27 protein-coding genes and 1 riboswitch are annotated in these 24,796 nt (G+C 69.6%); of the genes, 13 read left to right on the top strand and 14 right to left on the bottom strand.

Going from position 1 to position 24,796, the window contains the following annotated elements:
• Window positions 1-60 precede the first annotated feature (60 nt).
• Window positions 61-255 (top strand): hypothetical protein, encoded by a 195-nt coding sequence (locus FK531_RS05985; protein ID WP_142096224.1) that lies wholly within the window; start codon window positions 61-63, stop codon window positions 253-255.
• Between the two features lie 67 nt (window positions 256-322).
• Here FK531_RS05985 and FK531_RS05980 read toward each other — a convergent pair whose 3' ends face one another.
• The 4 genes from FK531_RS05980 to FK531_RS05965 all read right to left on the bottom strand — a co-directional run bounded on the left by FK531_RS05980 (window position 323) and on the right by FK531_RS05965 (window position 3,231).
• Window positions 323-943, bottom strand: a complete 621-nt coding sequence (locus FK531_RS05980; RefSeq protein ID WP_142096221.1) for a transglycosylase family protein — start codon at window positions 941-943, stop codon at window positions 323-325.
• A 3-nt stretch (window positions 944-946) separates the two neighbouring features.
• A riboswitch (cyclic di-AMP (ydaO/yuaA leader) is annotated at window positions 947-1,149 on the bottom strand.
• A gap of 131 nt (window positions 1,150-1,280) precedes the next feature.
• Entirely contained in the window at window positions 1,281-2,603 is a 1,323-nt protein-coding gene (locus FK531_RS05975; protein WP_142096218.1) for a glycosyltransferase 87 family protein, read from the bottom strand.
• Window positions 2,600-3,007, bottom strand: coding sequence for a YccF domain-containing protein (locus FK531_RS05970; RefSeq protein WP_142096215.1), 408 nt, complete (start codon window positions 3,005-3,007; stop codon window positions 2,600-2,602). Before FK531_RS05970 ends, FK531_RS05975 begins: the two co-directional genes overlap by 4 nt.
• Window positions 3,007-3,231, bottom strand: coding sequence for a hypothetical protein (locus FK531_RS05965; RefSeq protein ID WP_142096211.1), 225 nt, complete (start codon window positions 3,229-3,231; stop codon window positions 3,007-3,009). Before FK531_RS05965 ends, FK531_RS05970 begins: the two co-directional genes overlap by 1 nt.
• A gap of 121 nt (window positions 3,232-3,352) precedes the next feature.
• On the opposite strand from FK531_RS05965, the gene FK531_RS05960 reads away from it, so the two are divergent.
• A complete protein-coding gene (locus tag FK531_RS05960; RefSeq protein WP_142096723.1) occupies window positions 3,353-3,769 on the top strand; it encodes a cold-shock protein in 417 nt (138 codons plus the stop codon).
• Here FK531_RS05960 and FK531_RS05955 read toward each other — a convergent pair.
• From FK531_RS05955 to FK531_RS05945, 3 genes are read right to left on the bottom strand one after another with little or no spacing between them, the layout of a single operon-like run.
• On the bottom strand, window positions 3,766-4,233 hold the full coding sequence (locus tag FK531_RS05955) for a DUF2771 family protein (RefSeq protein WP_142096208.1): 468 nt from the start codon (window positions 4,231-4,233) through the stop codon (window positions 3,766-3,768). The genes FK531_RS05960 and FK531_RS05955 overlap by 4 nt on opposite strands.
• A 19-nt stretch (window positions 4,234-4,252) precedes the next feature.
• On the bottom strand, window positions 4,253-5,887 hold the full coding sequence (locus FK531_RS05950; protein WP_142096205.1) for an MFS transporter: 1,635 nt from the start codon (window positions 5,885-5,887) through the stop codon (window positions 4,253-4,255).
• A 58-nt stretch (window positions 5,888-5,945) separates the two neighbouring features.
• A complete protein-coding gene (locus FK531_RS05945) occupies window positions 5,946-6,731 on the bottom strand; it encodes a glutaminyl-peptide cyclotransferase (protein WP_142096203.1) in 786 nt (261 codons plus the stop codon).
• 41 nt (window positions 6,732-6,772) lie between these two features.
• Between FK531_RS05945 and FK531_RS05940 the strand changes: the two genes are divergently transcribed.
• The 4 genes from FK531_RS05940 to FK531_RS05925 all read left to right on the top strand — a co-directional run bounded on the left by FK531_RS05940 (window position 6,773) and on the right by FK531_RS05925 (window position 12,946).
• The gene (locus FK531_RS05940; protein ID WP_142096718.1) at window positions 6,773-7,672 is read left to right on the top strand and encodes a DUF3027 domain-containing protein; all 900 of its coding nucleotides are present in this window, start codon (window positions 6,773-6,775) and stop codon (window positions 7,670-7,672) included.
• Window positions 7,669-10,434, top strand: a complete 2,766-nt coding sequence (locus FK531_RS05935; protein WP_142096721.1) for a sacsin N-terminal ATP-binding-like domain-containing protein — start codon at window positions 7,669-7,671, stop codon at window positions 10,432-10,434. Before FK531_RS05940 ends, FK531_RS05935 begins: the two co-directional genes overlap by 4 nt.
• Window positions 10,424-10,987, top strand: coding sequence for a phosphatase PAP2 family protein (locus tag FK531_RS05930; protein WP_181762837.1), 564 nt, complete (start codon window positions 10,424-10,426; stop codon window positions 10,985-10,987). The genes FK531_RS05935 and FK531_RS05930 overlap by 11 nt, the downstream gene beginning before the upstream one ends.
• 66 nt (window positions 10,988-11,053) lie before the next feature.
• Window positions 11,054-12,946 (top strand): YhgE/Pip family protein, encoded by a 1,893-nt coding sequence (locus tag FK531_RS05925; protein ID WP_142096200.1) that lies wholly within the window; start codon window positions 11,054-11,056, stop codon window positions 12,944-12,946.
• Here the strand turns inward: FK531_RS05925 and FK531_RS05920 are convergent.
• Window positions 12,939-13,181 carry a DUF2530 domain-containing protein gene (locus tag FK531_RS05920; RefSeq protein ID WP_142096197.1) on the bottom strand — a complete coding sequence of 81 codons (243 nt, stop codon included), beginning with the start codon at window positions 13,179-13,181 and terminating at the stop codon, window positions 12,939-12,941. The two genes, FK531_RS05925 and FK531_RS05920, sit on opposite strands and share 8 nt — an antisense overlap.
• 77 nt (window positions 13,182-13,258) lie before the next feature.
• On the opposite strand from FK531_RS05920, the gene FK531_RS05915 reads away from it, so the two are divergent.
• Genes FK531_RS05915 through FK531_RS05900 form a run of 4 tightly spaced genes read left to right on the top strand, consistent with a single transcriptional unit; the run spans window position 13,259 to window position 16,270 of the window.
• Entirely contained in the window at window positions 13,259-14,713 is a 1,455-nt protein-coding gene (locus tag FK531_RS05915) for an NCS2 family permease (protein WP_142096194.1), read from the top strand.
• 33 nt (window positions 14,714-14,746) lie between these two features.
• Window positions 14,747-15,178, top strand: a complete 432-nt coding sequence (locus tag FK531_RS05910) for a MarR family winged helix-turn-helix transcriptional regulator (protein WP_142096191.1) — start codon at window positions 14,747-14,749, stop codon at window positions 15,176-15,178.
• A 40-nt stretch (window positions 15,179-15,218) separates the two neighbouring features.
• Window positions 15,219-16,025 carry a TrmH family RNA methyltransferase gene (locus tag FK531_RS05905; RefSeq protein ID WP_142096189.1) on the top strand — a complete coding sequence of 269 codons (807 nt, stop codon included), beginning with the start codon at window positions 15,219-15,221 and terminating at the stop codon, window positions 16,023-16,025.
• Window positions 16,022-16,270 carry a DUF2537 domain-containing protein gene (locus FK531_RS05900; protein WP_142096187.1) on the top strand — a complete coding sequence of 83 codons (249 nt, stop codon included), beginning with the start codon at window positions 16,022-16,024 and terminating at the stop codon, window positions 16,268-16,270. Before FK531_RS05905 ends, FK531_RS05900 begins: the two co-directional genes overlap by 4 nt.
• 54 nt (window positions 16,271-16,324) lie before the next feature.
• Here the strand turns inward: FK531_RS05900 and FK531_RS05895 are convergent, their stop codons facing one another.
• From FK531_RS05895 to sepH, 3 genes are all read right to left on the bottom strand, one after another.
• Window positions 16,325-17,050, bottom strand: a complete 726-nt coding sequence (locus FK531_RS05895; RefSeq protein WP_142096185.1) for a DUF6928 family protein — start codon at window positions 17,048-17,050, stop codon at window positions 16,325-16,327.
• 81 nt (window positions 17,051-17,131) lie between these two features.
• Entirely contained in the window at window positions 17,132-18,196 is a 1,065-nt protein-coding gene (locus FK531_RS05890; protein ID WP_142096182.1) for an alpha/beta fold hydrolase, read from the bottom strand.
• 68 nt (window positions 18,197-18,264) lie between these two features.
• Window positions 18,265-19,110, bottom strand: a complete 846-nt coding sequence (gene sepH / locus FK531_RS05885) for a septation protein SepH (protein ID WP_142096179.1) — start codon at window positions 19,108-19,110, stop codon at window positions 18,265-18,267.
• A 196-nt stretch (window positions 19,111-19,306) separates the two neighbouring features.
• Between sepH and FK531_RS05880 the strand changes: the two genes are divergently transcribed.
• From FK531_RS05880 to FK531_RS05870, 3 genes are read left to right on the top strand one after another with little or no spacing between them, the layout of a single operon-like run.
• Window positions 19,307-20,140: a DUF3159 domain-containing protein gene (locus tag FK531_RS05880; protein WP_142096176.1), complete on the top strand. Its 834-nt coding sequence runs from the start codon at window positions 19,307-19,309 to the stop codon at window positions 20,138-20,140.
• Window positions 20,137-20,628: a nucleoside deaminase gene (locus tag FK531_RS05875; RefSeq protein WP_142096173.1), complete on the top strand. Its 492-nt coding sequence runs from the start codon at window positions 20,137-20,139 to the stop codon at window positions 20,626-20,628. Before FK531_RS05880 ends, FK531_RS05875 begins: the two co-directional genes overlap by 4 nt.
• 13 nt (window positions 20,629-20,641) lie before the next feature.
• Window positions 20,642-21,031 carry a RidA family protein gene (locus FK531_RS05870; RefSeq protein ID WP_142096170.1) on the top strand — a complete coding sequence of 130 codons (390 nt, stop codon included), beginning with the start codon at window positions 20,642-20,644 and terminating at the stop codon, window positions 21,029-21,031.
• 53 nt (window positions 21,032-21,084) lie between these two features.
• On the opposite strand, the gene FK531_RS05865 is transcribed toward FK531_RS05870, so the two are convergent.
• The 3 genes from FK531_RS05865 to serC all read right to left on the bottom strand — a co-directional run bounded on the left by FK531_RS05865 (window position 21,085) and on the right by serC (window position 24,776).
• Complete coding sequence (locus tag FK531_RS05865) at window positions 21,085-21,957, bottom strand: type IV toxin-antitoxin system AbiEi family antitoxin domain-containing protein (RefSeq protein WP_142096167.1); 873 nt, start codon at window positions 21,955-21,957, stop codon at window positions 21,085-21,087.
• A 98-nt stretch (window positions 21,958-22,055) separates the two neighbouring features.
• Window positions 22,056-23,507, bottom strand: a complete 1,452-nt coding sequence (locus tag FK531_RS05860) for a flavin-containing monooxygenase (protein ID WP_142096164.1) — start codon at window positions 23,505-23,507, stop codon at window positions 22,056-22,058.
• 150 nt (window positions 23,508-23,657) lie between these two features.
• Complete coding sequence (gene serC, locus FK531_RS05855) at window positions 23,658-24,776, bottom strand: phosphoserine transaminase (RefSeq protein WP_142096160.1); 1,119 nt, start codon at window positions 24,774-24,776, stop codon at window positions 23,658-23,660.
• Window positions 24,777-24,796: the final 20 nt, after the last annotated feature.

The raw sequence follows: 24,796 nt of genomic DNA, 5'->3' as shown, positions 1-24,796 counted from the left end.
CGCTCTTCAGATTAGATACCTGGGGTGGTCCAGGCGCGGCCTCGGTGTCAAAATGGCCTTGTGGCTAACAATTCGAGCAAGCAATACGTTGATCCAGGCTGGCCGGCGGCGGAGATCCAGGACGGCGACCACGCCGTCACGGAGCTCTCGTCGACGCGCTCCGGTGGGCTGTCCCCGTTCGGGGAGGACACCGAGTTCCCTCGCCCCGTGTCGGAACTGCCGTACGCACACCCGCACACCGTCATCAACCGCTGACGGCCGCGCACACGGAAAAGGCCCCGCACCTCGAAGGTGCGGGGCCTTTTCCGTGTAACTGTTGCTGTCAGTGGGGCAGCAGGGCGGAGTTCGCCTTGAGGAACTCGATCACCTGCGGGTTCAGCTTCGCCTGCTCGTAGAGCGCCTCGATCTGCGGATCGATGGCAACGTGGGACTTCACGGTCGCGAGGGTGCTGTCCAGCGACTCGAGCACGTCGGCGGTGCCGTTGGTGGTCGGGACGCTGGTCACGGCGGGGGTCTTGGTGGGCGCGGGAGCCGGCGCCGGGGTGGCGGCGGGCGCGGTGCGCGGGGTGGAGCCGCTGGTCAGGCCGAGGCTGGCGGAGCAGGACGGCCAGGCGCCCCAACCCTGCGAGGCGAGGACCTTCTCGGCGACGGCGATCTGCTGCTCCCGGCTGGCCTGGTTGGCGGTCGCGGCGTACTGCCCGCCACCGTGCGAGGTCCAGGTGCTGGGCGAGAACTGCAGGCCGCCCTGGAAGCCGTTGCCGGTGTTGATGCCCCAGTTGCCGCCGGCCTCACACTGCGCGAGCCGGTCCCAGTCGGAGTCGGGAGCTGCATTGGCGGGGGCCGCGAAGGCCGCACCCGCTGCGCCGAAGACTGCGGTGGTGACGACGACCTTGGCGGCAGTCTTGCGCGTGTTCGTCGGTTTGCGATGGCGTCCAGCGGTCATGGTGGTTCCTCTCCGCACGCGCCTGCGAGGTCAGCTGTCGGGTTCGGGCTGAGAGGTCGCCCGGCCGTTATCGCGTCGTGATCGATGCGATTCCGGCTTCACCCCAAGGAAGGCCTGGTGCTTGCCTTCCGGTGTCCGCTGGGGACGTGGGTCCCCCGTCCTCGTCCCTGGGTAATTCGTGGGAATCCGTTCCGCGGGACAAGGTTTGGCGCGGCGGTCCGGATCGGCCGAAGTTCCGGCCGCACATGACCGTACGTGGCCGAACGCGGTGAGTCATCTCCTGTGGAATTTTCGGGATCTTCGGCGTTTCGCCCGAGTTTTTCGATGTTTTTGCAGGTCAGGCGACCGGTGTCGGCCCGAGACCCTCCCGTGATCCCACCGTGATGTGAGGCAGATCACAGGACGTCTGGGGGCTGACCTCGGGTTCCTCGACGCGCCGTCGGGCGAGTGTCGCGACCACGGTGACCGCGGTCACGACGAAGAGCAACGGGTACACCGCAGCGAAGACCGGGACGAGCGCGGTGGGCGCCGGAATCATGAACAGTCCGACCGCCCACACCCCGTCCGGGAACTGGTGCGCCCAGCACAGCAGCGGCGCAGCGAGGGCCACCGGCAGGGCGAAGGCGACCGCCCGCGACGAGCGGAATGCGCGGTCGATCGCCAGAATGATCAGGGGCACGAACCACACCCAGTGGTGGCCCCAGGAGAACGGGGAGACCGCGCACGCGGTCAGGCCGCACATGGTGGTCGCGAGCAGGGCCTGGCCGTGTCGGTGCGCCAGGTGCACCGCCGACATGCCGAGGGCCGCCAGCACCGCCGCGACGGCCAGCCACAGCAGCCGCGGCGGTTCCGCCACGTGCAGCCAGCGGGCGATCACCCCGGCGGCGGACTGGTTCGCCGGCCACGCCGTCTCCCCGATCCGGGTCGACTGCCGGAGCGTGACGGTCCAGTAGGCCCAGGAGTCGGAGAAGATCACCGCGAAGCCGATCGCGACGGTGACGGCGAAGGTCGCGACGGCGGTCGCTGCCGCCCTCCACTGCCGGGTGACGACCAGTTGCACGATGAACAGTGCGGGCGTCAGTTTGATACCGGCGGTGAGCCCGACCGCGAAGCCGCGCAGCCTGCTGCCCTGCGGCCTGCCGAGGTCCCAGATCACCAGCAGCATCAACAGCAGGTTGATCTGGCCGAGCCAGATGGTTGTCCGCACTGGTTCGAGCCAGGTGAAGATCACCGTCAGCAGTGCGCTGACGACGTACAACGTGCGGTCAGGTCGGTACCCGAGCTGACGCCAGCACAACACCACCACGAGATAGAGGAACGCGAAGTTCGCGATGTAGCCGAGCAGGCTGGTCATGTCGGGGGAGAAGGCCCGCAACGGCGCGAACAGGATCGCGGAGAACGGCGGGTAGGTGAACCACATGCCGCCGTGCAGTGCGTGGTCGTAGAGGCCGGCGTCGGTCCACACGGTGGCGCCGCCACTGCGGTAGACCAGCAGGTCGAGGCCGTTGCGGAACAGGCCCCACAGCGGGTAGCCGAGCGGTACCACCCGGTCGTGCGCGACGACCACCGTGCCGGCGAGGGCCGCGAGGATCCCGACCAGCCAGGGGGTCGAGGGGAGCGCCCGCCCCGCGACCGGGACGGTGCGGGGCGTGGTGCTCACGAGCCGTAGCTCGCCGGGTAGCTCGGTGTCGAGCCGACGTCGACTATGTCCTTGCCGAGCGGCATCAGCGAGATCGGCACCATCTTCAGGTTCGCGATCGCCAGTGGGATACCGATGATGGTGATGGCCATCGCGACCGCGCTGACCACGTGGCCGATGGCCAGCCAGATTCCACACAGGACCAGCCAGATCACATTGCCGATCAGGGAGCCCAGGCCGGAGGTCGGCTTGCTGACCACCGTCTTGCCGAACGGCCACAGTGCGTACACGCCGATCCGGAACGAGGCGATGCCGAATGGGATGGTGATGATCAGGATGCAGCAGATCACCCCGGCCACGAAGTAGCCGAGTGCGAGCCAGAGGCCTCCGAAGATCAGCCAGATGATGTTGAGCAGAATCCTCATCATTCGTCCCTTCGTCGGACGCGCCGTCCGGACTGCAGCGCGGACACGATGCCGAGCAGGAATCCGAGCGGACACGCGAGGGCCAGCAGGTACAGGCCGAGGCCCGGTTCGTGGCCGGTGGCGTAGACCACGAAGATCGCGACGATGGCGGCGATGCCGAGTGCGAAGAGGACGAGCGCGACGCGGAGGGTCACGGCGCCGCGGGGGGACGATTCACTGGCCACCGCTCAACGTTATCCCCTGAAATCCCCGGTGCCCCCCAGGGGCACGCGGGGGTAGACTGCGGATGTCGCGTCTCACACACGGTGGGGCGCGTTCCTTTATGTGGATGAGCAGGTGAACACAGTGCCTACCGGCAAGGTGAAGTGGTACGACGTTGAAAAGGGCTTCGGCTTCCTCGCCCAGGAAGAGGGTGAGGACGTCTACGTCCGGTCGTCTGCGCTGCCCGCGGGTGTCGAGGGACTGAAGGCCGGTCAGCGCGTCGAGTTCGGGATGGCCGCGGGCCGCCGCGGGCCGCAGGCGCTGAGCCTGAAGGTGCTCGACCCGGCTCCGACGCTTCGTCAGAGCGGCGGCGGCAGTCGCACCGCCGACGCCGCCCGCAAGCACACCCCCGACGAGCTGCACGGCATGGTCGAGGACATGATCACGCTGCTCGAGGCCAAGGTGCAGCCCGACCTGCGTCGGGGCAAGTACCCGGACCGCAAGACCGCGCAGCGGATCTCAGAGGTCGTGCGCGCTGTGGCCCGGGAACTCGACAGCTAGAACGTCTGGACCGCCCACACCGGTGCGAGGCCGCCGTCGGTCGGCAGCTGGATGACGACGCCCAGGAGCTGCTCGTCCTTGCCGGACGGCACCGTCACGGCGGCCGCCTCGCCCGGGGTGTAGTCGCGGTACCCGTTGAACACCTCACCGGTCTTCGGGTTGCCGATCTGCACATTCAGCCGCCAGTCGGAGTTCGACACGTCCTTGGGCAGTGACAGCTGCAGCGGCTGCCCCTCGGGAACGCTGAGGTTCGCGACCTCGAGCCCCGCGCACGCGAGGTTCGCGTCGCACACGCCCGCGTGTACGTCGACGGACTTGTAGTGCGCGTACGCGGTGACCGTCGGCAGGGTCTCCGGGGCGTCGTGGACGAGCACGGTGACCACGGCGGCGAGGCCACCGGCGGCCACCAGTGCGACCACCGAGAGTGCTGCGATGGTCTTCTTCGTCCGGGCTTGCAGAGTCATCGGTTTCCGTTTCTTGTTGTCAGTCGGCGCTGGAGACCGGTTCCGGGATCTCCTGGTTGGCGACGTCGGGGCGTTTGCCGCCGAGTCCGGGGAGCAAGGTCGAACCCCGGTAGCTGAGGACGGTCTGGATCAGACCGAGGACGAGCACTACCGACACCACAGTGAAACCGATCCAGTACTGGGTGGGCAGCATTACGCCGAGTGCGCCGCCGACGACCCAGCTCAGCTGTAGCACCGTCTCCGAACGTCCGAAGCCGGACGCGATGGACTCCTCCGGCAGGTCGTCCTGCAGCGAGGCGTCGAGGGAGACCTTCGCCAGCGCGCTCGCCGCGGAGGCGACAAGTGTGGCGAGTGCGGCGGTGAGCAGGCTGTCGGTGAACGCCGCGATGATCGCGACCGCGGTGACCGCGATCGTGCACCGCAACACCACGACCGTCGGTTTGCCGAGCTTGAGCCGGGCGCCGGTGGCGTTGCCGGCGAAGTTGCCGATGCCCGCGGCCGCGCCGACGAGGGCGAGCATCGCGGCCTGCTCGAGCGGGGCGTGCTCGGTGCGCGACTTCGCCACGAACGCGATGTAGAGGGTGAGGAATCCGGTGAGCACCCGGATCGTGCTGTTGCCCCACAGTCCGGTGATGACCGCGCGGCCCAGCGGCTGGCGCCGCTTGCTCGCCTTGACGGTGTCCTTGTGTTCGCGGTCGATGACCTGGGTGTCGGCGTTGTCACCGTGGTAGTGCAGGGTGGCGGGCACCTCGCCCTCGGTGACCTCGACCCAGGCCGGGATGCGCATGCTGAGGTAGGCGCCGAGCACGGTGACCACCGCGGTGAACCACAGGACACCGGTCGATCCAGCGACGAACGCGATCAGGCCGGCCACCGCACCCGCGCCGATGGTCCCGCCGATCAGCCCGAACACGGTCAAGCGGGAGTTGGTGCGCACCAGGTCGATCTCCGGTGGCAGCACGCGCGGGGTGACGGCGCTCTTGAGCACCGAGAACGACTTGCTGAGCACCAACATGCCGAGCGCGCAGGGATAGAGCGCCCAGCTGTCGAAGTTGAAGACCAACAGAACCGCGAGCACGGTGCGCAGCGCGAAGGAGGAGGCCAGTGCGATTCGCCGACCGCGCTGCAGTCGGTCGAGGGCCGGGCCGATCAGCGGTGCGATCACCGCGAACGGCGCGATGGTGATGAGCAGGTACAGCGCGACCTTGGTCTTGTCCTCCCCGGTGGCGGCCGAGAAGAAGAGGGTGTTGGCCAGGGCGACGGCGACCGCGGCGTCGGTGGCGAAGTTCGCCATCACCGCGTACGTGAGGGCCGTCAGGCCGGACTTGTCGGCGCCATCCGCCTTGGCGGCCCGGTGGAAGGTGGCGATGCCCTTGTTGGTCAGTTCCCGGCTCCGCATGGCAGCCACTCGGGCGACGGTGAGTTTGCGGGGGATCGGCGGAGGCTTGGGCGCGTTCGGCTGCCGGATCTGCTCGGTCGCGGGCTCCTCCCGCTGCGTGTTGTCGACCGGGTGCAGCGGGGGCAGCGGCTGACGGCGGCCGGACACGCGCCGCGTCGGCGGATAGTTCGCGTAGCCGGGGTGAGTCTCGCCGCGACCGCGGTCGCCGGAGTTCCGACTCCCATTGGGGTCGTAGGGCTCGCGAGGTCCGGTCACCCCCCAATTCTGTCCTAGAACCCGGACGAAGGACCACACGCCCCGCGGGTAATCGGGATCAGGAGACGAAGCGCACCTCGAACAGCTTCGGGTAGTACTTGCCGGTGATCAGGAACCGGTCGGTACCCGGCACCTGCGCGATCCCGTTGAGCACGTCCACATTGCGCGACTCGGCCTCACTGAGCAGGCCTGATGCGTCGATCACTGCGGTGATCCGTCCGTCCGCCGGGTCGATCCGCACGATGTACGGGGTTCGCCACACGTTGGCGTACACCCTTCCGTCGCTTGCACATTCAAGTTCGTTGAGATTGTCCCGGGGCTTGCCGTCGAGGGTGACGGCGACGCTGCCGAGGGGCGCGAAGGTGACCCGGTCACGAAAGGTGAGGGTGTCGCTGCCGTTGCTCATCACCAGGCGGTCGGGCTGCGCGCACAGGCCCCAGCCCTCGCCCTCGAATCGGGCCCGGGACCGCTCCGCGAGGGTGCCGCGGTCGCGGGCCAGGGCCACCCCGTCCTGCCAGGTCAGTTGCCAGACGGTGTCCCCGGCCACGGTGACACCCTCGCCGAACATGCCGTCCGGTACCGGGACTCGAGTCCGCTCGATGCCTGACGCGAGGTCGCGCGCGCTCAGGTACGACTGCCCACTCAGTCCGGTGCCCTCGAGCAGTTCGCCGTCCGAGACCTCGAGTCCCTCGGTGAAGGCGGTCGGGTCGTGCGGGTGCGTCGCGACCACCTCGACCCGCAGTCGGTCGACGCCGACGCCGTCGGCCGGGGTGGTGCCGCGGGCGCATCCGGTGGCGGCGGTGAGCGCCAGCGCGGCGACGACGACGGTCCGGAGGAGTGACATCAGGCCAGCATGACAGCCCGACCTGCCCCGCATTTGCTGCGATACGGCAAAATGAGGGTGTGAGTGCCCAGTCTGCCCCCGAGCTTGCCCATGTGCGCCCCCTGCTGGCCGATGCCGTGGGGTTGGCGCGGCAGGCGCTGACCGACCTCGGTGAGGGTGAGGTCGGCACGCATCTCGGCGTCACCTACGAGGACGAGTGCTCGGCCACGCATCGCTTCGCCGCGACGCTGCCCGGCTACCGCGGCTGGCAGTGGGCGGTGGTCCTGGCGGCGGCGCCCGACAGTGACCGGGTCACGGTGAGCGAGCTGGCGCTGCTGCCCGGCCCCGACGCGCTGATCGCACCGGACTGGCTGCCCTGGGACGAGAGGGTCCGCGCCGGCGACCTCGGTCCCGGTGACCTGTTGGCCCCGCGCGCCGCCGATCCGCGGCTGGTGCCCGGCTACGTGGCCAGCGGCGACCCCGAGGTCGACGAGCTGGCACGGGAAGTCGGCCTCGGGCGCAAGCAGGTCCTGAGCCTCGAGGGTCGACTCGACGCCGCCGAGCGGTGGCACGACGGCGACTACGGCCCGGACTCGGAGATGGCGAAGGCCGCGCCGTCGATCTGCTCGCTGTGCGGGTTCTACCTTCCGCTGGCGGGCTCGATGCGCGCCGCGTTCGGGGTGTGTGGCAACGAGATGGCCGCGGACGGCCACGTGGTGCATGCCGAGTACGGCTGCGGCGCGCACTCGGACACCGAGTTGCCGACCGGCGCCGGGAGCCCGCAGTTCGACGCCTACGACGACGGTGCGGTGGAAGTGGTCGTGCTCCCCGAGCCCGAGGCGACCCCGGCCGAGCCGATCTCGGAGCCCGAGGCGACTGCCGAACCGGCGGCCGTCGAGCCCGAGGTGACCGTCGAGCCCGAGGTCACCGAGATTCCGGCGGCTCCGGCATCGACGGACTGACCGCGCCGGACCCCTTCGGCGCGGACGCGCTGCGGGCCGCCACGCTGCTGGCCTGGACGTCTTCGCCGACCCGGCTCCGCGAGGACGCGGCGACCGAGGCGGACCTGGTCCGCGGCGGCTACCGCGACCGGCTCGGTACCGAACTGGCGCAGAACGCCGCGGACGCGGCGGCCCGGTCGGGTGTGCCCGGCCGGCTGCAGATCTGGCTCGACGGCTCCGACCTCCACGTCGCGAATGTCGGTGCGCCCCTGGACGAGACCGGCGTGCAGGCACTGTCTGCGCTGCGGGTCTCCGGGAAGGGTGACACCGGCGTCGGTCGATTCGGCGTCGGCTTCACCGCTGTCCTCGCCGTGAGCGAGGAGATCGACCTGCGCTCGACCACCGGCTCGATCACCTTCTCCGCCACCCGAACCCGGGACGAACTCGACGCCGCGGGCCTGGCCGTGCCGGAACACGGCGTGCCGGTGCTGCGGCTCGTCTGGCCGAACGACCTTCCGGCCTGCGAGGGTTTCGACTCCGAGGTGGTGCTCGGGCTCCGTCCCGGCGTGGACGGCGCCCGACTGCTCGACGAGCTCGCCGACGACGCGGCCGACCTCTTGCTGGAACTTCCTGCGCTGCAGTCGATCCGGGTATCGGATCGGGAGTTCGTGCGCGCCGAGCGGCCGCTCGGAGACGGGCCGCTGACCGTCGTCGAGATCGACGGTCGCACGTGGTGGCAGTGCCGGGCTGCCTCGGCGCGCTGGCTGGTTCCGGTCGACGGCGGCAGGGTGCGCCCGGTCGAGGCCGATGTCCTGCGTGCGCCGACCCGGTCGGACGAGCAGTTGTCGCTGCCCGCGATCGTTGTCGCGGATACCGAGTTGCAGCCCGACCGCCGGCGCGTCATGCCCGGCGCCGCGGTGGCGCACCTGGCCGACGGGTACGTGAATTTCGTTGCTGCCCTTCCTGTCTCGCAGCGGCTGAAGTTGGTGCCGGTGCCGGGATTCGCTCGCGGCGAGGTCGACGAACAGCTGCGGGAGTCGGTGCTCCGCGAGCTGACGAACGGCAGGTGGCTGCCCGGCGTCGGCGACGCGATGCTGACTCCGCGTGAGGCGACCGTGCTGCCCGGACTCACCGCCGACTTGGCAGCCTTGCTGGCGGACGCGGTGCCCGGACTGGTGGTCCCCGAGCTGTCCGGCGCCGGCAGCGCACAGGCGTTGTCCGCGGTGGGTGCGCACCGCATCGGTCTGGCCCGACTGGCGGAGCTGCTGTCCGGGTTGCATCGCGAACCCGAGTGGTGGGGAAGGCTGTACCAGGAACTCGAGCCGCTCGTGGTGGACGCGCTGGCGGTCGAGGAGCTGGCCGCGGTGCCGGTGCCGCTTGCCGACGGCCGCACCGTGACCGGCCCGCGGACCACGGTTCTCGGTCGGGACGACCTCGGTGTCGCGGGCCGCGGGGTCGACTGGATCCGGCTGGTGCACCCGGACGCCGCGCATCCGCTGCTCGCCCGGCTCGGCGCCGGCACGGTCGGCCCCGGCGACGTTCTCGCGGACCCCGCACTGCGAGCGCGCATCGAGGACGTCGACTACGGGGATCCGTTCGCGGCAACCGAACTCGCGGACGCGGTGCTGCCACTGGTCGCGGCTGTGGACGGCCGCGGGGACCTGCCGAGCTGGCTCGGGGAGCTGCCGTTGCCCGACGCAGACGGGGAGCTGCGGGCCGCGGACGAGCTGCTGCTGCCCCACGCCCCGCTGGCGTCCGTGCTGACGGCGGACTCGCCGTTCGGGGAGGTCGCGGCGCACGTGGTCGAGCGGCACGGCGACGACGCGCTCCGGGCGCTCGGTGTCGGCTGGTCGTTCGCGGTGCTGCGCGCCGAGCTTCCCACCGGGCCCGAACACGACCTCGACGACGAGCCCGCGTGGTGGGCGACGCTGACCACGGATCCCGAGGTGCTCGTCGCCGTCCGAGACCTGGACCTGGTGGACCAGGACCGGTGGCCCGCAGCCCTCTCGTTGCTGGCCGCCGAGCCCGACACGGCGGCGCTGCTGGCCGACCGTGACGGCTACACGGCGTGGTGGCTGCGTGCGCACGCCCACGTGCACGGCGAGCCGCTCGGCTCACTGCGCGGGCCGGACGATCGCACCTTCGAGGGACTGCTCGACGTGCTCGACCACCCCGACGCCGCGGTCCTGTCCGGGGCGCTCGCCGCGGACCGAGTGGACGGGACCGCGCTCGCGGGGCTGCTGCTCGACCGGCTGGCCGACCCCGAGCGGGAGCCGAGTCCGGCCGTGATCGCCCGGACGCACCGATTGCTCGGGGCGGCGACCGCTGCCGACGCCATCGACCTCGACGAGCTGTCGCCGCCGCCGCGCGTCCGTACTGTCTCGGGCGTGCTGGCAGATCCCGCCGCGGCGGTGGTCCTCGACCGGCCGTGGTTCGCCGCGGCGGTCCCGCCCGAGCTGCTGGTGGTCGGGGACCTGCCGACCGCCCCTGCGCTCGCCGAGCTGCTGGACCTGGCGCCCGCATCCGAGGGGGTTCGCGGCGAGGTGGTCGGAGCCGGCCGGGTCAGCGACTGGGATCGCGAGCCGGGCGCCGTGCTCGCGCACGTGGCGCTCGGGCGACCGTTGCCGCGCGGGGTGATGGTCGTGCACGACCGGTTGCTGGTGCGGCTGTCCGGCGCGGTGGAGCGGGAGGTCGAGCTGCCGTGGTGGGTGGACGGTTCCGGTCACACCCACGTGGCGGAGTACGGGTACTTCCTAGGAGTGGAGGCGCCGGGTGTGGATTGACCAGAGTGTCCTCGACGCCATGCTCCGGATCCGCACACCGTGGCTCACGGACGTGGTCACGGTGGTCACCGATCTCGGCGGCACGCTGGTCTCGTGGGTGATCACGGCGGCCGTGGCCGTGGCGCTGTTGGTGCGACGGCATCCGCGCGAGGCGGAACTGGTGGTCGGGGCGATGCTCAGCGGGCTGCTGGTGATGAACGGGCTCAAACTGCTGTTCGGTCGCGAGCGACCACCGATTCCGGAGCGGTTGGTCGACGAGGCGACCCATTCGTTCCCGTCCGGGCACGCGATGATGTCGGCGATCCTGGTCTGTGTGGTGGGCGCGGCGCTGGTGCGGGTGCTCGGTCCCCGCGCGCGCAACCCGGTGATCTTCGGCCTGCTGGCGTTGTGGACGGTCGCGGTGGGGTTGTCCAGGGTGTATCTGGGCGCGCACTGGCTCACCGATGTGCTGGCGGGCTGGGTGTTCGGGGCCGTGTGGGCGGCGCTGTGGATCTGGGGCGTCTCGCGGTTCGGTTCGCGTGGCCGTAAATCTGGCGAAAGCGTTGCCGAATGACCTTGACTTCCTTATCCTGACCCAACCTGGACGTCTGTCCAGAATTCGGTTCAGGAGAAAAAGCCCATGGCGACGCGTAGTGTCCACCTGACTCGCACCGCGATCGCGATACTGGTCATCGCGCCGCTGGCGCTGCTCGGCTTCTACATGTGGGCTCTGTGGAACCCCGGCGACACAGTCTCGCGGATGCCCGTCGCCATCGTCAACGCCGACGCCGGCGCGGACCTCGACGGCACCAAGCTGCAGGCGGGCAACGATGTGGCGAAGGCCCTCATCGACGGCGGCGACGTGCAGTGGCACGAGGTGAGCCTCGCTGACGCCAAGGCCGGAGTCGAGGATGGGCGTTACTACTTCTCGGTCGTGATCCCGGAGGGCTTCAGCCGCGACATCGCGAGCGCCGCGAGCGGGAAGGGCCAGAAGGCTCAGCTCGACGTCGTCTACAACGACCACAACAGCCTCGTGGCCACCCCCGTCGGTGAGAGCGTGATGGCGCAGGTGCGCTCGGCGGTCTCGGAATCCATCGGCGAGCAGTCGGTGGACCAGGTGCTCGTCGGCCTCGGAGACGCCGGCACCGGCTTCAACGACGCGGCGAACGGCGCGAAGCAGCTCGCCGACGGCGCAGGTGAGGCGCTCGCGGGTACGAAGGAACTCGCCAGTGGCAGCGTGGAGCTCTCCACCGGCCTGACGCAGGCGCACACCGGCAGCGTCGAGCTCGCGAACGGCACCGGCCAGTTGGCGTCCGGCGCCGACGACGCGGCGCGTGGCGCGGGCGACCTGCACAACGGCATGGGCCAGCTCGTGGCCGGCGCCGACCAGCTGGGGGCGGGCGCTACCCAGATCAGTGATGTCATCGACACCGTGATCGGGCCGTTGGTGGACACGATGGTGGCCTCCGGCGTCCCGATGGGTACCGAGGACCTGCCCGGCCAGCTCAAGCAGCTGCGTGAGGGCGCCAAGCAGATAGCGCACGAGCTCTCCGATCCCAAGGCGGACTTCCGCGGCGGGCTCAATGCCGCGGCCGCGGGCTCGGGCGAGCTGTCCACCGGCCTCGGGCAGTTGTCCACGGGCGCGCACCAGGTCGACTCCGGAGCGCACGAACTCTCCACCGGGCTCGGTCAGCTCGACACTGGGGGCAGCCAGCTCAAAGCGGGGCTCGGCCAGCTCCAGGACGGCGTCGGCCAGCTCGGCGCGGGCAGCACCCAGCTCGCGACCGGACTCGCGGACGGCGCCAAGCAGGTGCCGCACTTCACTGCCGCCGAGCGCGAGACCACGGCGGGCCTGCTGTCCTCCCCGGTGGAGCTCAAGTCCGAGAACATCTATCCCGCAGTGGGATTCGGTCCCGGCGCGGTCCCGGCGGTGATGTCGGTGCTGCTGTTCTTCTGCGGAATCCTCACCTGGTTCGTGGTGCGGCCACGCCGCGGCCCGGTCCGGCGCGTGCACGGGAGCATCCTGCGTGAGGGTCTGCGTCGATACCGGGTGCCTGCAGCGGTGACACTGGCCGCCGCCCTGGTGTTCTCGGTGGTCTCGTTGACCGTGGCGAAGGCGGACCCGCCGAGCGTGCTCGCGATGGTCGCCGTGATGGTGCTCATCGGGGCCGCCGCGGTAGCGACCGCCCGACTGTTCACCGTCGTGTTCGGTCCGGTCAACGGCACCTTCGTAGGGCTGGGTGCGCTGATGATCCAGGTCTTCGCGTTCGGCGGGGTGTACCCGATCCAGCAGATGCCCGCGCCGCTGCGCTGGCTGCACGAGCTGATGCCGCTGACCTACGCGCAGAATGCCCTGCGGATGGTGCTGGTCGGCTACTACGGGTCACGGTTCTGGCTTGCCATCGCGGTGCTGGCGGCACTGGTGGTCGGGTCGGTGTTGCTGACCGTCTGGTGGCGGCGCCGTCAGCGAGACGAGGTCGAGGCCGAGTTCGACGCGGACCCGGACACCGAGCGGATACCGGTGTTCAGCTGAGGCCGCGCTGCGCGGTCCGGCTGCCGCGCCGCGCCGCCGCGCGTTGGACGAGGAAGAGGGCGAAACCCGCCGCGCCGACCGCAAGGCCGGCGTAGCAGATCGGCACGGCGGAAGCCCACCGGTCGCCGGCGGCGAGCATCACGATCGTCGCCACCAACCAGGCGATCGTGCCGATGGCGACCACGGGCCGCGGATCGGTCAGCCGAGCAGGTAGGGGAGGTGCGGTGTGCGTCACGCGAGTAACGCTACCGCGGCTGGTGATTTAACCTCCGAAGTGCGACGCGCACCTTCGGCGATGGAGACATGAACGATATGGCTGGAACCTCGAAGCTCCTTGACAACTACTTCAAGATCACCGAACGCGGTTCGACACTGAGCAAAGAGGTGCGCGGCGGCCTCGTCACCTTCGTCGCGATGTCCTACATCGTGGTGCTCAACCCGCTGATCCTCGGCAGCTTCTCCGCCGACGACGCGGCCGCGAAGACGGACGTGCTCGGCAACATCCTTCCCGTGGCCCAGGTAGCAGCGGTGACCGCGCTCGTCGCGGGCGTGATGAGCATCGTCTTCGGCATCGTCGCGAACTATCCGTTCGGCATCGCCGCCGGACTGGGAATCAACGCCCTGCTCGCCGTGACCATCGCGCCCCAGGTCACCTGGCCGGAGGCGATGGGTCTGGTGGTCATCGACGGCATCATCATTGTGGTGCTTGCCATCTCGGGCTTCCGGACCGCGGTGTTCAACGCCATCCCGGATGCGCTCAAGTCGGCCATCGCGGCAGGCATCGGCATGTTCATCGCGTTCATCGGTTTCGTCGACGCGGGCTTCGTCCGGCGGATCCCCGACGTCGCCGGCACCACCGTCCCGGTCGGTCTCGGCATCGGCGGCTCCATCGCGTCGTTGCCCACCGTCATCTTCGTGTTCGGTGTGCTGCTGATGGGAATTCTGGTGGCGCGCAAGGTCCGTGGCGGTCTGCTGATCGGCATCGTGGTCACCACCGCGCTGGCGATCGTTCTCGAAGCCGTCTTCCACGTCGGGGCGTCCAAGGGCGTGGATCCGAAGGGCTGGAACCTCAGCGTGCCGGTCCTGCCGGACGTCCTCGCGCAGCTGCCCGACCTCAGCCTGGTCGGCGACGTCAGCCTGTTCGGTGCCTTCACCCGGATCGGCGTCCTGGCCGCCAGCCTGCTGGTGTTCACCCTGGTGCTCGCCAACTTCTTCGACGCGATGGGCACGATGACCGGCCTCGGCAAGGAGGGCGGCCTCGCCGACGAGCACGGCAACCTGCCGGGCATCGGCAAGGCATTCGTGGTGGAGGGCGCCGGCGCGATCGTCGGCGGTGGCGCGTCGGCCTCGTCGAACACCGTCTTCGTGGAGTCCGCCTCGGGCATCGCCGAGGGCGCTCGCACCGGCCTCGCGAACGTCGTGACAGGCCTGCTGTTCCTGGCCGCGATGTTCCTGACCCCGTTGTACTCGGTGGTGCCGATCGAGGCGGCCGCCCCGGCTCTCGTGGTGGTCGGTGCGCTGATGATCGGGCAGGTCCGCGACATCGACTTCACCAAGTTCGACGTGGCGCTGCCGGCCTTCCTGACCATCGTCGTGATGCCGTTCACCTACTCGATCGCGAACGGCATCGGCGTCGGCTTCATCGCGTGGGTCGTCATCGGCGCCGCGAGCGGCAAGGCGAAGCAGATTCACCCGCTCCTGTGGGTGGTTGCGGCGCTGTTCGTGGCCTACTTTGCTGTCGGTCCTATAACTGACGCCATTACCTGAACCAGTTGTCACGCAGTGCCGTATCCTCCGTAGGTGACCTTGGATACCCGCTCACTTGCCAGCGATCTCTCCCTGGCGGTCGTGCGTCTGTCGCGACACCTTCGCGGTCGGCGTGCCGACTCCGCGGTGTCGCTGACCCAGCTGTCAGCAATCGCGAGCCTCGACGAGCACGGACCGATGACGCCGGGTGGACTCGCCGCACGCGAGCGGGTGCAGCCGCCGTCGATGACCCGGGTCATCGCGTCACTGGCCGAGGCCGGCATGGTGCTGCGGACCCCGCACCCGACCGACGGGCGTCAGATCATCGTCTCCCTCACCGATGCGGGACGGGCGCTGCTCGCCGACGAGACCTCCGCTCGCGAGCAGTGGATGACGGATCGCCTCGCGGGTCTGGACGACCAGCAGCAGGCCGTGTTGCGTCAGTCCATCGACATCATCGGCGGGATCGTCAACGACTCCGAGTAGGGCCGGCAGGGGCCGGGTCGCAGTGCGGCAAGATGGTCGCGTGGCTCACGTTATCGACATAGACGATCCGGCCGACCCGAGGCTCGACGACTTCCGCGACCTCAACTCCTCGGATCGCCGTCCCGACCTGCCCGACGGCAAGGGGTTGGTGATCGCCGAGGGAGTGCTGGTCGCGCAGCGACTGCTCGCCTCCCGGTTCGACCCGATCAGCCTGCTCGGGGTGGACCGCAGGCTCGGCGAACTCGCCGAGGACCTCGACGGGGTGGACGTGCCGTTCTACCGGACGACCGCCGACGTGATGGCGGAGGTCGTGGGGTTCCACCTCAACCGCGGCGTGCTGGCCGCCGCCCACCGCCCGCCGGAACTCGACCTGGACGGCGTGCTCGCGGGCGCTCGGACGGTCGCGGTGCTCGAGGGCGTCAACGATCACGAGAACATCGGTTCGATGTTCCGCAATGCGGCGGGTCTCGGGGTGGACGCGGTGCTCTTCGGTGGCGCCTGCGCCGACCCCCTCTACCGGCGGGCGGTCCGGGTGTCGATGGGACACGTGCTGCGGGTCCCGTTCGCTCGGGTTCCGGACTGGCCGCACGGCCTACAGTTGCTCAGGGACAAGGGTTTTCAGCTGATCTCCTTGACCCCGAACCCCTCGGCGATGACCCTCGCGGAGGCGATGACCGGGGACAAGGTGGCGTTGCTGCTCGGCGCGGAGGGGCCGGGACTGTCCGAGTACACGATGCGCAAGACCGATGTGCGGGCACGGATTCCGATGGCGCCCGGCACCGATTCGTTGAACGTGGCGACGGCGGCGGCGATGGCCTTCTACGAACGGGTCAGGACGGGCGGGTGAACGGTCCCGGCTGGGTCGTGTCGGGATTCTCGGCCGCGGTGGTCGCGACCGCGGTAATCGCTTGCGGCGCTGCGATGGTGGCCGTTCATCCAGTGCTGGCGATCGTCGTCAACGCGGTGGTCGCTGCCGGGGTCGCGCCGACGCTGTGGCCGTGGCGTGCGGTGCCGGTGTGGCGGTGGGTACTGCTGGGCGGCGTGATCGGGGTCGTGGGGGGATGGGTGGCGCTGCTGTTCGGCGCCGGCTGACAGTCAGCTGCGCAGTTGGTCGCTACGCAGGCTCCGCTCCGGTGCCCGCGCTCGCTACGCAGGCTCCGCTCCCGCGAGCCGGCGCAGCCAACGGCGCAGGCTCCCGGCAGGTTTCGGCTCCAGAGCAGGCGCCGGTGGTAGTTCGCCCTCGGCGTAGACGCCGAATCCGCAGACGCCGACGGTCGCGGGATCGATCTCACCGTCGCGTACCGGGCCGGTGTAGCGGAAGCCCAGCCACTCGGCGTTCGCGGCCTCGGCGAACTCGCAGGGATTGAACGGCAGGGACTGCGGGTCGGGTAGCACCTCGATCGGGTGCTTCATCGGGTGCTCGCCCGCCCAGAAGGGTCGCTCCCACACCAGCGGGATGCCGATGTCCTCGTAGATGTGCACCGGCGTCGCGCTGAAGGATCGCCGCAGCGCGCCGCGTTCCCAGCAGGCGAACGAGGCCCACGCAGTGTCGGGGTCGGTGCAGACCAGGTACGTCCGTTCGGAAGCCAGTGGCCGCGTCCAGGATTCGTCGAGCGTCGACGGCTCGTGGACGGCGAGGTTCGCTCCGCACACGACGGTCAGCCCCGGGAAGCTGCCGATGTACACCTCGTGTCTGCCCACGCCGGCGGAGGTGGCGATGGCGCCGGGAGTCAGTGGTGCAACGACGGTTTCGGGATAGAGTGCGCCGACCAGTGCGCGGGCGGCTTCGGCGTCGCACTCGGCGCTTTCGCGCAGCACTGCGAGGGGGTCCGGGGCGTCGACGTACCAGATCGTTGATGCTTTGGCCCCCACGGCCCGCACCTCGCTTTCGTTCCCTTTGTTAGCAGGGTACGACTTTCGCGAGGGATTGGGCGTCGGCGCACCGCCGAGTCGTCAGATGGCGGGTATCGGGTCGACGAGGAACTCGTCGAGGAACCGCCACGTGGTGTCCTTCGCGCCCGGGCCGGCCACCAGTCCGAGGTGACTGCCCGGTACGCCCTCGAAGCGCACCGACGGCGATCCGGTCAGGAGCGGGACCAGTGCCTGCACGGACGCGGCGGGCGCGAGAACGTCGGTGGTCCCGCCGACCGCGAGCACCGGTACCGAGATCTCGGACAGCTCGACGACCCGGTCCCCGAGTCGGAATTGCCCTGCAGCAAGCGCATTTCCGAGAATCAGCTGCTGGCACAACTGGTGGAAGAAGCGGGCGGGGTAGCCGGGCATCGAGGCCATGAACCGGTCGATCGACTCCATTCGGGCGAGCGACTCGGTGTCGTGCAGGTTGCGTGCGATGAACCAGGGGCGCAGCAATTCGCGTTGCAGCGCGGTCGCACGGTAGCTCGCCTGGACGACGGGTGCGGGCAGGCCGCCGAGCGCCCAGGTGGCCGCGGTGAGGGGCCGCTCGCTGGTGACGGCACCGACCGCCCGCAGCGGGGCGATGGTGGGGATGCGGGTGTAGTCGACCGGCGTTCCGACCGCCGTCACCGACCGGATCGGGAGGTCGGCGTGGGCGGCCGCGGTGAGCAGGGACATGGTGCCGCCGAGGCTCCAGCCGACCAGGTCGACCGGGGCTCCGTCGTGCAGGTCGCTGACGCGTCGGATGCTCTCGGGCAGGATGTCGTCGACCCAGGCCTCGAAGCCCATGCGGCGGTCGTCGGCGGTCATCGTGCCGTAGTCGACGAGGTAGGTCGCGTGGCCCTGCCCGAGCAGGTGGGCGGCCATGCTCTGGCCGGGGCGCAGGTCGTAGCAGGTTGCCGAGACGGCGAGCGGCGGCACCAGCAGTACCGGGCGGGCGTCTCGGCGACGCTCGACGCCGAACCGGTACAGGTCGCGGTGGTGTCCGCTGTGCAGCCGCTCGGAAGGGGTGCGCTCGGCGGGCTCGACGCCGCCGCCGAAGGTCAGCCCCCAGGCGTTGCGGGTGATGGTGGTCAGGCGCGGACGCCAGTCGAAGTCGAGCACGCGTTCTCCCCTTGCGCTTACGGAACCCAGTTAAGTGTTACCGAAGGTTACCGTAAGTCCGGCGAGGGTCAGCCGCGGCCGCTGCTCCGGACGCCGAGCAGGACGTCGTCCCAGGAAGGCAGGGACGGCTTGCCGCGCTTGTCCTTGCCGCCCTGATGCTGCGGCGCGACCTTGGGCAGGTGCTCGTCGCCCTCGATCTCGGCGACGTCGTCCTCGGTTCCCGACTCCGTCTCGGGCAGGGGTAGCTGGTCGGATTCGTCGTCCGCGATCGACGCGCCGTCCACCGCACTGCCGACCTCGAGGGCGAGCGGGGCGAGGCCGCGCAGCGGGCGTCCGAAGTCGGGATCGAGCAGGTCGGTGGCCGCGGTGTCGAGTGCAGAGATGGTGCCGCCGTGCGTGTCCGGCTGGTAGCGCCAGTGTGCGGCGTTGCCGGTCCGGCCGGCCTGCCACTGCAGTTGGGCGACCCAGTGTCCGTCGTCGTCGCGCCAGGCGTCCCAGGTCGCGTCGTCGATGTTGTGCCCGCGGGTGCGGAACGCGAGCGCGACGATCTCGGCGAGGGTTTCGACCGTCGGACCGTTCTCCCGGACCGGGTGTCCGCCCTGTGCCATCTCCGCGGCGCGGGCGCGTTCGAGCAGCACCGGGTGGGCGAAGCGTTCGACGCGCTTGGTCGAGACGCCCGCTTCGTCCGCGACCTGCTCGATGGTGGCGCCGGCCCGGATGCGGGCCTGGATGTCCCGCGGGCGCAGTTGGCTCTCCGACTCGATCTGGATCTGACCGAAGTGCGCGATGTCGCCGCGGGAGGCCGCGCGCAGCTTGTCGTCGGCCGGGATTCGGAACCGTTCGCCGGTCTCGCTGTCCGCGCACACCACGTGCGATCCGCCGGGCTCCAGTCCGATCACAGAAAGTTCTCGCACTCTGACCTCCTCATCGCGTCGGTTCGCGATATTGCCCGAGCCGACTGTAATCGACCCGTGATCGGTGTGGGCTCAGGACACGCCACGTCGGGTGCGCTCCTTCAATTCCCGGCACGCTATCCTCTCTGGTTCGTTTCGGTCCGGTCGCTGTCCGTTCGGCCCCGAACCGCGTTGGCCGGGTTTAGCATCGGTCGTGATGGTCGAGAACGTGCCCGCTACTGCGCGGACCTCCTCGCCCGCTCGGCGGGCCTTCGAGGCGTTCGGTGCGCTGCTCGACGGGCCGCTCACCGGACTCGCCCCATGGATCGTGCTCGGGGTGTTCGAGGGACCGGGACGGCTCGTCGTCGCGGCCGGGGTCGCACTCGCGCTGTCGGTGGTGTTCGTGGTCGTGGACCTCGCTCGTGGCCGTTCCCTCAAGATCCTCGGCGTCGTCGACGTGGCGTTCTTCGCCGGACTGCTGATGCTGCACTTCTCGATCGACGAGGCCGGGCAGGAGTGGATGGAAGTCTGGGTCGGCGAGATCGCGAACGTCACCCTCGTGCTCATCGCGGTCGGGTCGATGCTCGCTCGCGTCCCGTTCACCATCCAGTACGCGCGCGAGGAGGTCGAGGAGCAGTACTGGCGGACGCCCACCTTCCTTCGAGTCAACTACGTGATCACCGGTGCGTGGGCGCTGGCCTTCCTGATCGCGGCGGTCGCGGGCTTCTACGGCGACGCGATCCTGGACGATCCGGACAACCTGTGGACCGGGTGGGTCATCCAGACCGCGGCGCTGCTGTGCGCGCTTCAGTTCACGAACTGGTATCCCGACGTGGCCCGCGCGCGGGCGGCCGTCGCCGAGGGGCGTCCTGCCGAGCCGGTCCCGCCGTTGCGGGAGTTGTTCGCGCCACTCGCGGTGTGGCTGGTTCCGATCGGGATCATCACCCTGGCGATGGACGGCGGGCCGACCTGGCTGGGGATCGCGTTCATCGTGGTGGGCGTGGGGACGAATGCACTGTTGCGGAGGAATTCGACGGAGGTGGCGAGATGAACGAGATCGACGAGGTCGACCGCACGCACCTGCACCGGGCGATCGCCCTCGCCGTCGAGACCGGGGACGCGGGCAACCGGCCGTTCGGTGCGGTGGCGGTCGCCGCCGACGGCACGGTGGTCAGCGAGGGCGCGAACTCCGTGGCAACCTCCGGTGACGTGACCGAGCACGCCGAGCTCGACGCGATCACGACCGCGTGCGCGGAGGGCAATGCGGAGCGACTCTTCGGAGGGACCGTGTACGCGAGCGGCGAACCGTGCCCGATGTGCAGCGCGGCGATGGTGTGGGCGGGAGTGCGTCGGATCGTGTTCGCCGCCGCGGCCGCGGACTTCGGCGAGATCCTCAGCGGCGGGCCGCGTTTCCGGCTCACCTGCGCGGACGTCGCCCAGTCGACCGACGAGGCCGTCGAGGTGGTCGGGCCGGTGCTCGGGGACGAGGGGCTCGAGCCGTTCCGGAGGTTCGTTGCGGAGCAGGGTGAGCGGCCCTGACAGAATCGGCGGCATGTCGAATCGAAACAACATCTCGTCCGGCTCCGACTGGGAGTCGAAGATCGGTTACTCGCGGGCCGTGCGCATCGGGCAGCAGGTGTCGGTGTCCGGCACCACCGCCTCCGGTCCCGACGGTCCGGTCGGCGGCGACAGCCTGGCCGAGCAGACCCGAGAGGCGCTGCGACGGATCGTCGCGGCGCTCGCCGAAGCGGGCGCGAAGCCCGAGGACGTCATCCGCACCCGCATGTTCCTCACCGACATGAGCCGCTGGGAGGAGGCCGGCCTGGCGCACGGCGAGGTCTTCGGCGAGATCCGGCCGGCCACCACCATCCTCGAGGTCAGCAAGCTCATCGACGCCGACCTGCTCATCGAGATCGAGGCCGACGCGATCGTCGCGGAGTAGCGCTTCCCGCCTGCGATCGTGAAGGATTCGTTCCGGTTTCCGGGACGAATCCTTCACGATCGACCGAGGGCAGCGACTATCTGGCCGAGCACCGTGTCCGGGTCGTACCGCAGCTGGTGCCAGCTGAACCTCAGCACGTGCCAACCCGTGTTCACCAGGACGTTCTGTCGCTCGAGGTCGTGGTTGAACCGTTCGACGTCGCGGTGCCACGCCCACCCGTCCACCTCGATGGCCACCCGCTCCCGGACGAACGCCACGTCGATCTCGTACCCACAACTCGTCAGATGCGGCGTCCAACCGGCGACTCCGGCCCCACGTAGAAGGCGGTGCAGCATCCGTTCGGCCTCGGATGCGCCGCCCTCGCCGGCCGCCTGCAGCAGCCGGGCGGCCGCGGCGCTGCCGTGCCGGCCCAGGTTCCGTTCGTGCACCGACAGGAGGACCGGCAGTGTCGTGTGGCGCTGGAGTGCGCGGTCCATCAACACCGAACCACGTGGGAGTGAGACCGCAGCCTCGAGCACAGTCAGGGGGAGATCGGTGCAGCGCAACGACCGAAGGGTTCCGACGTCGGTCCACTCCAGGTCACGCCGACGGATCCGTACCCCCGCACGGCGCGTGACGGACCGCCGCGCCGGAATCGTGACATGGCATCGAGTGGGTGGTCGGTCGATCAACCCGTGCCACCACGCCGCACTCGGACCGTCCGCAACGGCCCTCTCGCCGGCCGCGTACACCCCGGCGCGCAGTCGAACGGCCGAGGAGTGTGGACGGTCGGACCGCAGATAGACACCGGTGGTCAGCCTTCGCCACTCGCCGGACGCGACTCGACGGCTCACCCCGGCTTTGGTCATCCCTGCGTCGAGCGCTTGGTGCAGGGTGATCACGCCGTCCTGCTTGGACATCGTCGAGTGCACGCGTTTCGGCGTCATGCACGGTTTGACGCGGTGCCGTGCGGACGGTTCCCGCGAGTCCTCGATCCTGAAGGATTTGTTTCGGTATCCGGAACTGATCCTTCAGAAGCGCGTAACTAGCTGAACTGCATGACCCCGTCGTCGAGGGTCCGGTGGCGGAGGGTGACCAGGTCGTGGACGTAGCTCATGCCGAGCTGCCACGGCGCGCGGGAACCGGACTTCGGGAACTGGGCCACCGAGCGCATCACGTACCCGGCCTCGAAGTCGAGCAGCGGACGTGTGGTCAGCGTCGGGTCGTTGTTGACGGGCACGCACACGCTCTCCCCGCGTTCGTCCATCCGGGCCAGCAGTCGGCAGAAGTACTCGGCGACGAGGTCGGCCTTGAGCGTCCAGGACGCATTGGTGTAGCCGATGGTGAACACGAAGTTCGGGACGTCGCTGAGCATCATGCCCTTGTAGGCCAACGTCTCGGGAAGGGACACAGGCTTTCCGTCGACGGAGAGTTCGGCACCGCCGAAGATCTGCAGGTTCAGCCCGGTCGCGGTGACGATCACGTCGGCGTCGAGTTCGGTGCCGGACTCCAGCGCGAGCCCGCGTTCGGTGAAGGTCGCGATCCGGTCGGTGACTACGGACGCCTTGCCGTGCCGGATGGCGCGGAACAGGTCGCCGTCCGGGACGAGGCACATGCGCTGGTCCCACGGGTTGTAGCGCGGGGTGAAGTGGGTGCCGATGTCGTATCCGTCGGGCAGTTGCCGCTCCTGGGCCTTGCGCAGGAACGCCTTGACCAGTCGGGGCAACCGCTGGCTGAGCTGGTAGGTGACCGTGGAGAACGCGACGTTCTTCCAGCGGGTGATCGGGTACGCGATCCGGTTGCCGAGGACGCGGCGCAGGGTGTTCGCGATCGGGTCCTTCGCGGGCAGCGACGCGATATAGGTGGGGGAGCGCTGCAGCATGGTCACGTGCCCGGCGTCGGCGGCCATCGACGGCACCAGCGTCACGGCGGTCGCGCCGCTGCCGATCACCACGACCTTCTTGCCGGTGTAGTCGAGATCCTCGGGCCAGTGCTGCGGGTGCACGATCTCGCCGCGGAACCGCTCGGTGCCCTCGAACTTCGGGGTGAACCCCTCGTCGTACCGGTAGTACCCGGTGCACGCGTACAGGAAGCGGGCTGACAGTGTCACGATCTCGCCGGCGTGCTCGGCGGTCACCGTCCACATGCTCTGCTCGCTCGACCAGTCGGCACCGATCACGCGGTGTCCGAATCGGATGTGCCTGTCGATGCCTGCCTCGGCGGCGGTGTCCCGGACGTAGTCGAGGATCGCGGGGCCGTCCGCGATGGACTTCTCGTCGGTCCACGGCCGGAAGCGGTAGCCGAGGGTTTGCATGTCGGAGTCGGACCGGATACCTGGGTAGCGGAACAGGTCCCAGGTGCCGCCGATCGCGTCACGAGCCTCGAGGACGGCGAAGGTCCGGTTGGGGAAGGCGTCCTGCACGTGGTGGGCGGCACCGATGCCGGACAGTCCGGCTCCGACGATCAGCACGTCGAGGTAGTCGGTCTTCGTGGTCATCGGACAGCCTCTTCCCTTGGCCCAATTATCTGTGATCCACAGTACTTAATACTTCTCGGCTCCGGAATGCGATCAGCCCCCGACGCCAGGGAGGCGTCGGGGGCTGATCGAGGTACCTGTCCGGCTCAGAGCTGGACTGTCGACATGATCTCAGCCCAGCTGAGAGACCACCCAGTCGATGCTCTTGGTCAGCTGGCTGATGTCATCGGGGTCGATGGCCGGGAACATGCCGACGCGCAGCTGGTTGCGGCCCAGCTTGCGGTACGGCTCGGTGTCCACGATTCCGTTGGCCCGCAGGATCTTCGCGACCGCGGCGGCGTCGACCTTGTCGTCGAAGTCGATGGTGCCGACAACCTGCGAGCGGTGGGCCGGGTCCGCGACGAACGGCGTCGCGTACTCGCTGGCCTCGGCCCACGAGTACAGGCGGTCCGAGGAGTCCTTCGTCCGCGAGGTGGCCCAGTCCAGGCCGCCGTTGCCGTTCATCCACTCGATCTGGTTCGCGAACAGCAGCAGGGTGGCCAGCGCCGGGGTGTTGTACGTCTGGTCCTTGGAGCTGTTGTCGACCGCGATCGGCAGCGACAGGAAGTCCGGGGTCCAGCGGCCCGAGGTCTTGATCTCCTCGACGCGGGCCAGGGCGGCCGGGCTCATGATCGCGATCCAGAGGCCGCCGTCGGAGGCGAAGCACTTCTGCGGAGCGAAGTAGTAGACGTCCGAGTCGGCGATGTTCACCGGCAGGCCGCCGGCGCCGGAGGTCGCGTCGATCGCGATCAGGGCGTTCTCCGAGCCCGCGGGACGCGAGACGGGGATCGCGACACCGGTCGAGGTCTCGTTGTGTGCCCAGCCGATCAGGTCCACCGACGGGTCCGACACCGGCACCGGCGCGCTGCCCGGCTCGGCCGACACGACTATCGGGTCACCGATGAACGGGTTCGCCTTCGCGACCGAGGCGAACTTCGAGCTGAACTCGCCGTTGGTCAGGTGCAGCGACTTCTCGCGGATCAGACCGAACGCGGCTGCGTCCCAGAACGCGGTGGTGCCACCGTTACCGAGCACCACCTCGTAGCCCTCGGGCAGCGAGAACAGGTCGGCGAGGCCGGAACGAACCCGGGCGACGACGTCCTTGACCGGCTTCTGGCGGTGGCTGGTGCCGAACACCGAGGCACCCACCTCCACCAGCGACTGCAGCTGCTCGGGGCGGACCTTCGAGGGTCCGCAACCGAAGCGGCCGTCAACGGGCTTGAGTTCGGCGGGGATGATCGGGGTGCTCATCGCGTCTTGACGTCCTTCTG

Origin of the sequence: Rhodococcus spelaei, assembly GCF_006704125.1 — a bacterium.
GTDB lineage: Bacteria > Actinomycetota > Actinomycetes > Mycobacteriales > Mycobacteriaceae > Rhodococcus_G > Rhodococcus_G spelaei.
Note: the sequence above shows the minus strand (reverse complement) of the source record. Positions and strands in the feature narration are given on the sequence as shown.

What these genes read in the sequence shown, in the direction of transcription:
- FK531_RS05860 (WP_142096164.1), bottom strand. Translation starts at nt 23,507, where the DNA reads ATGACCACGAAGACCGACTACCTCGACGTGCTGATCGTCGGAGCCGGA.
- FK531_RS05865 (WP_142096167.1), bottom strand. Translation starts at nt 21,957, where the DNA reads ATGACGCCGAAACGCGTGCACTCGACGATGTCCAAGCAGGACGGCGTG.
- FK531_RS05915 (WP_142096194.1), top strand. Translation starts at nt 13,259, where the DNA reads ATGGCTGGAACCTCGAAGCTCCTTGACAACTACTTCAAGATCACCGAA.
- FK531_RS05870 (WP_142096170.1), top strand. Translation starts at nt 20,642, where the DNA reads ATGTCGAATCGAAACAACATCTCGTCCGGCTCCGACTGGGAGTCGAAG.
- FK531_RS05925 (WP_142096200.1), top strand. Translation starts at nt 11,054, where the DNA reads ATGGCGACGCGTAGTGTCCACCTGACTCGCACCGCGATCGCGATACTG.
- serC (WP_142096160.1), bottom strand. Translation starts at nt 24,776, where the DNA reads ATGAGCACCCCGATCATCCCCGCCGAACTCAAGCCCGTTGACGGCCGC.
- FK531_RS05880 (WP_142096176.1), top strand. Translation starts at nt 19,307, where the DNA reads ATGGTCGAGAACGTGCCCGCTACTGCGCGGACCTCCTCGCCCGCTCGG.
- FK531_RS05875 (WP_142096173.1), top strand. Translation starts at nt 20,137, where the DNA reads ATGAACGAGATCGACGAGGTCGACCGCACGCACCTGCACCGGGCGATC.
- FK531_RS05970 (WP_142096215.1), bottom strand. Translation starts at nt 3,007, where the DNA reads ATGAGGATTCTGCTCAACATCATCTGGCTGATCTTCGGAGGCCTCTGG.
- FK531_RS05980 (WP_142096221.1), bottom strand. Translation starts at nt 943, where the DNA reads ATGACCGCTGGACGCCATCGCAAACCGACGAACACGCGCAAGACTGCC.
- FK531_RS05955 (WP_142096208.1), bottom strand. Translation starts at nt 4,233, where the DNA reads ATGACTCTGCAAGCCCGGACGAAGAAGACCATCGCAGCACTCTCGGTG.
- FK531_RS05945 (WP_142096203.1), bottom strand. Translation starts at nt 6,731, where the DNA reads ATGTCACTCCTCCGGACCGTCGTCGTCGCCGCGCTGGCGCTCACCGCC.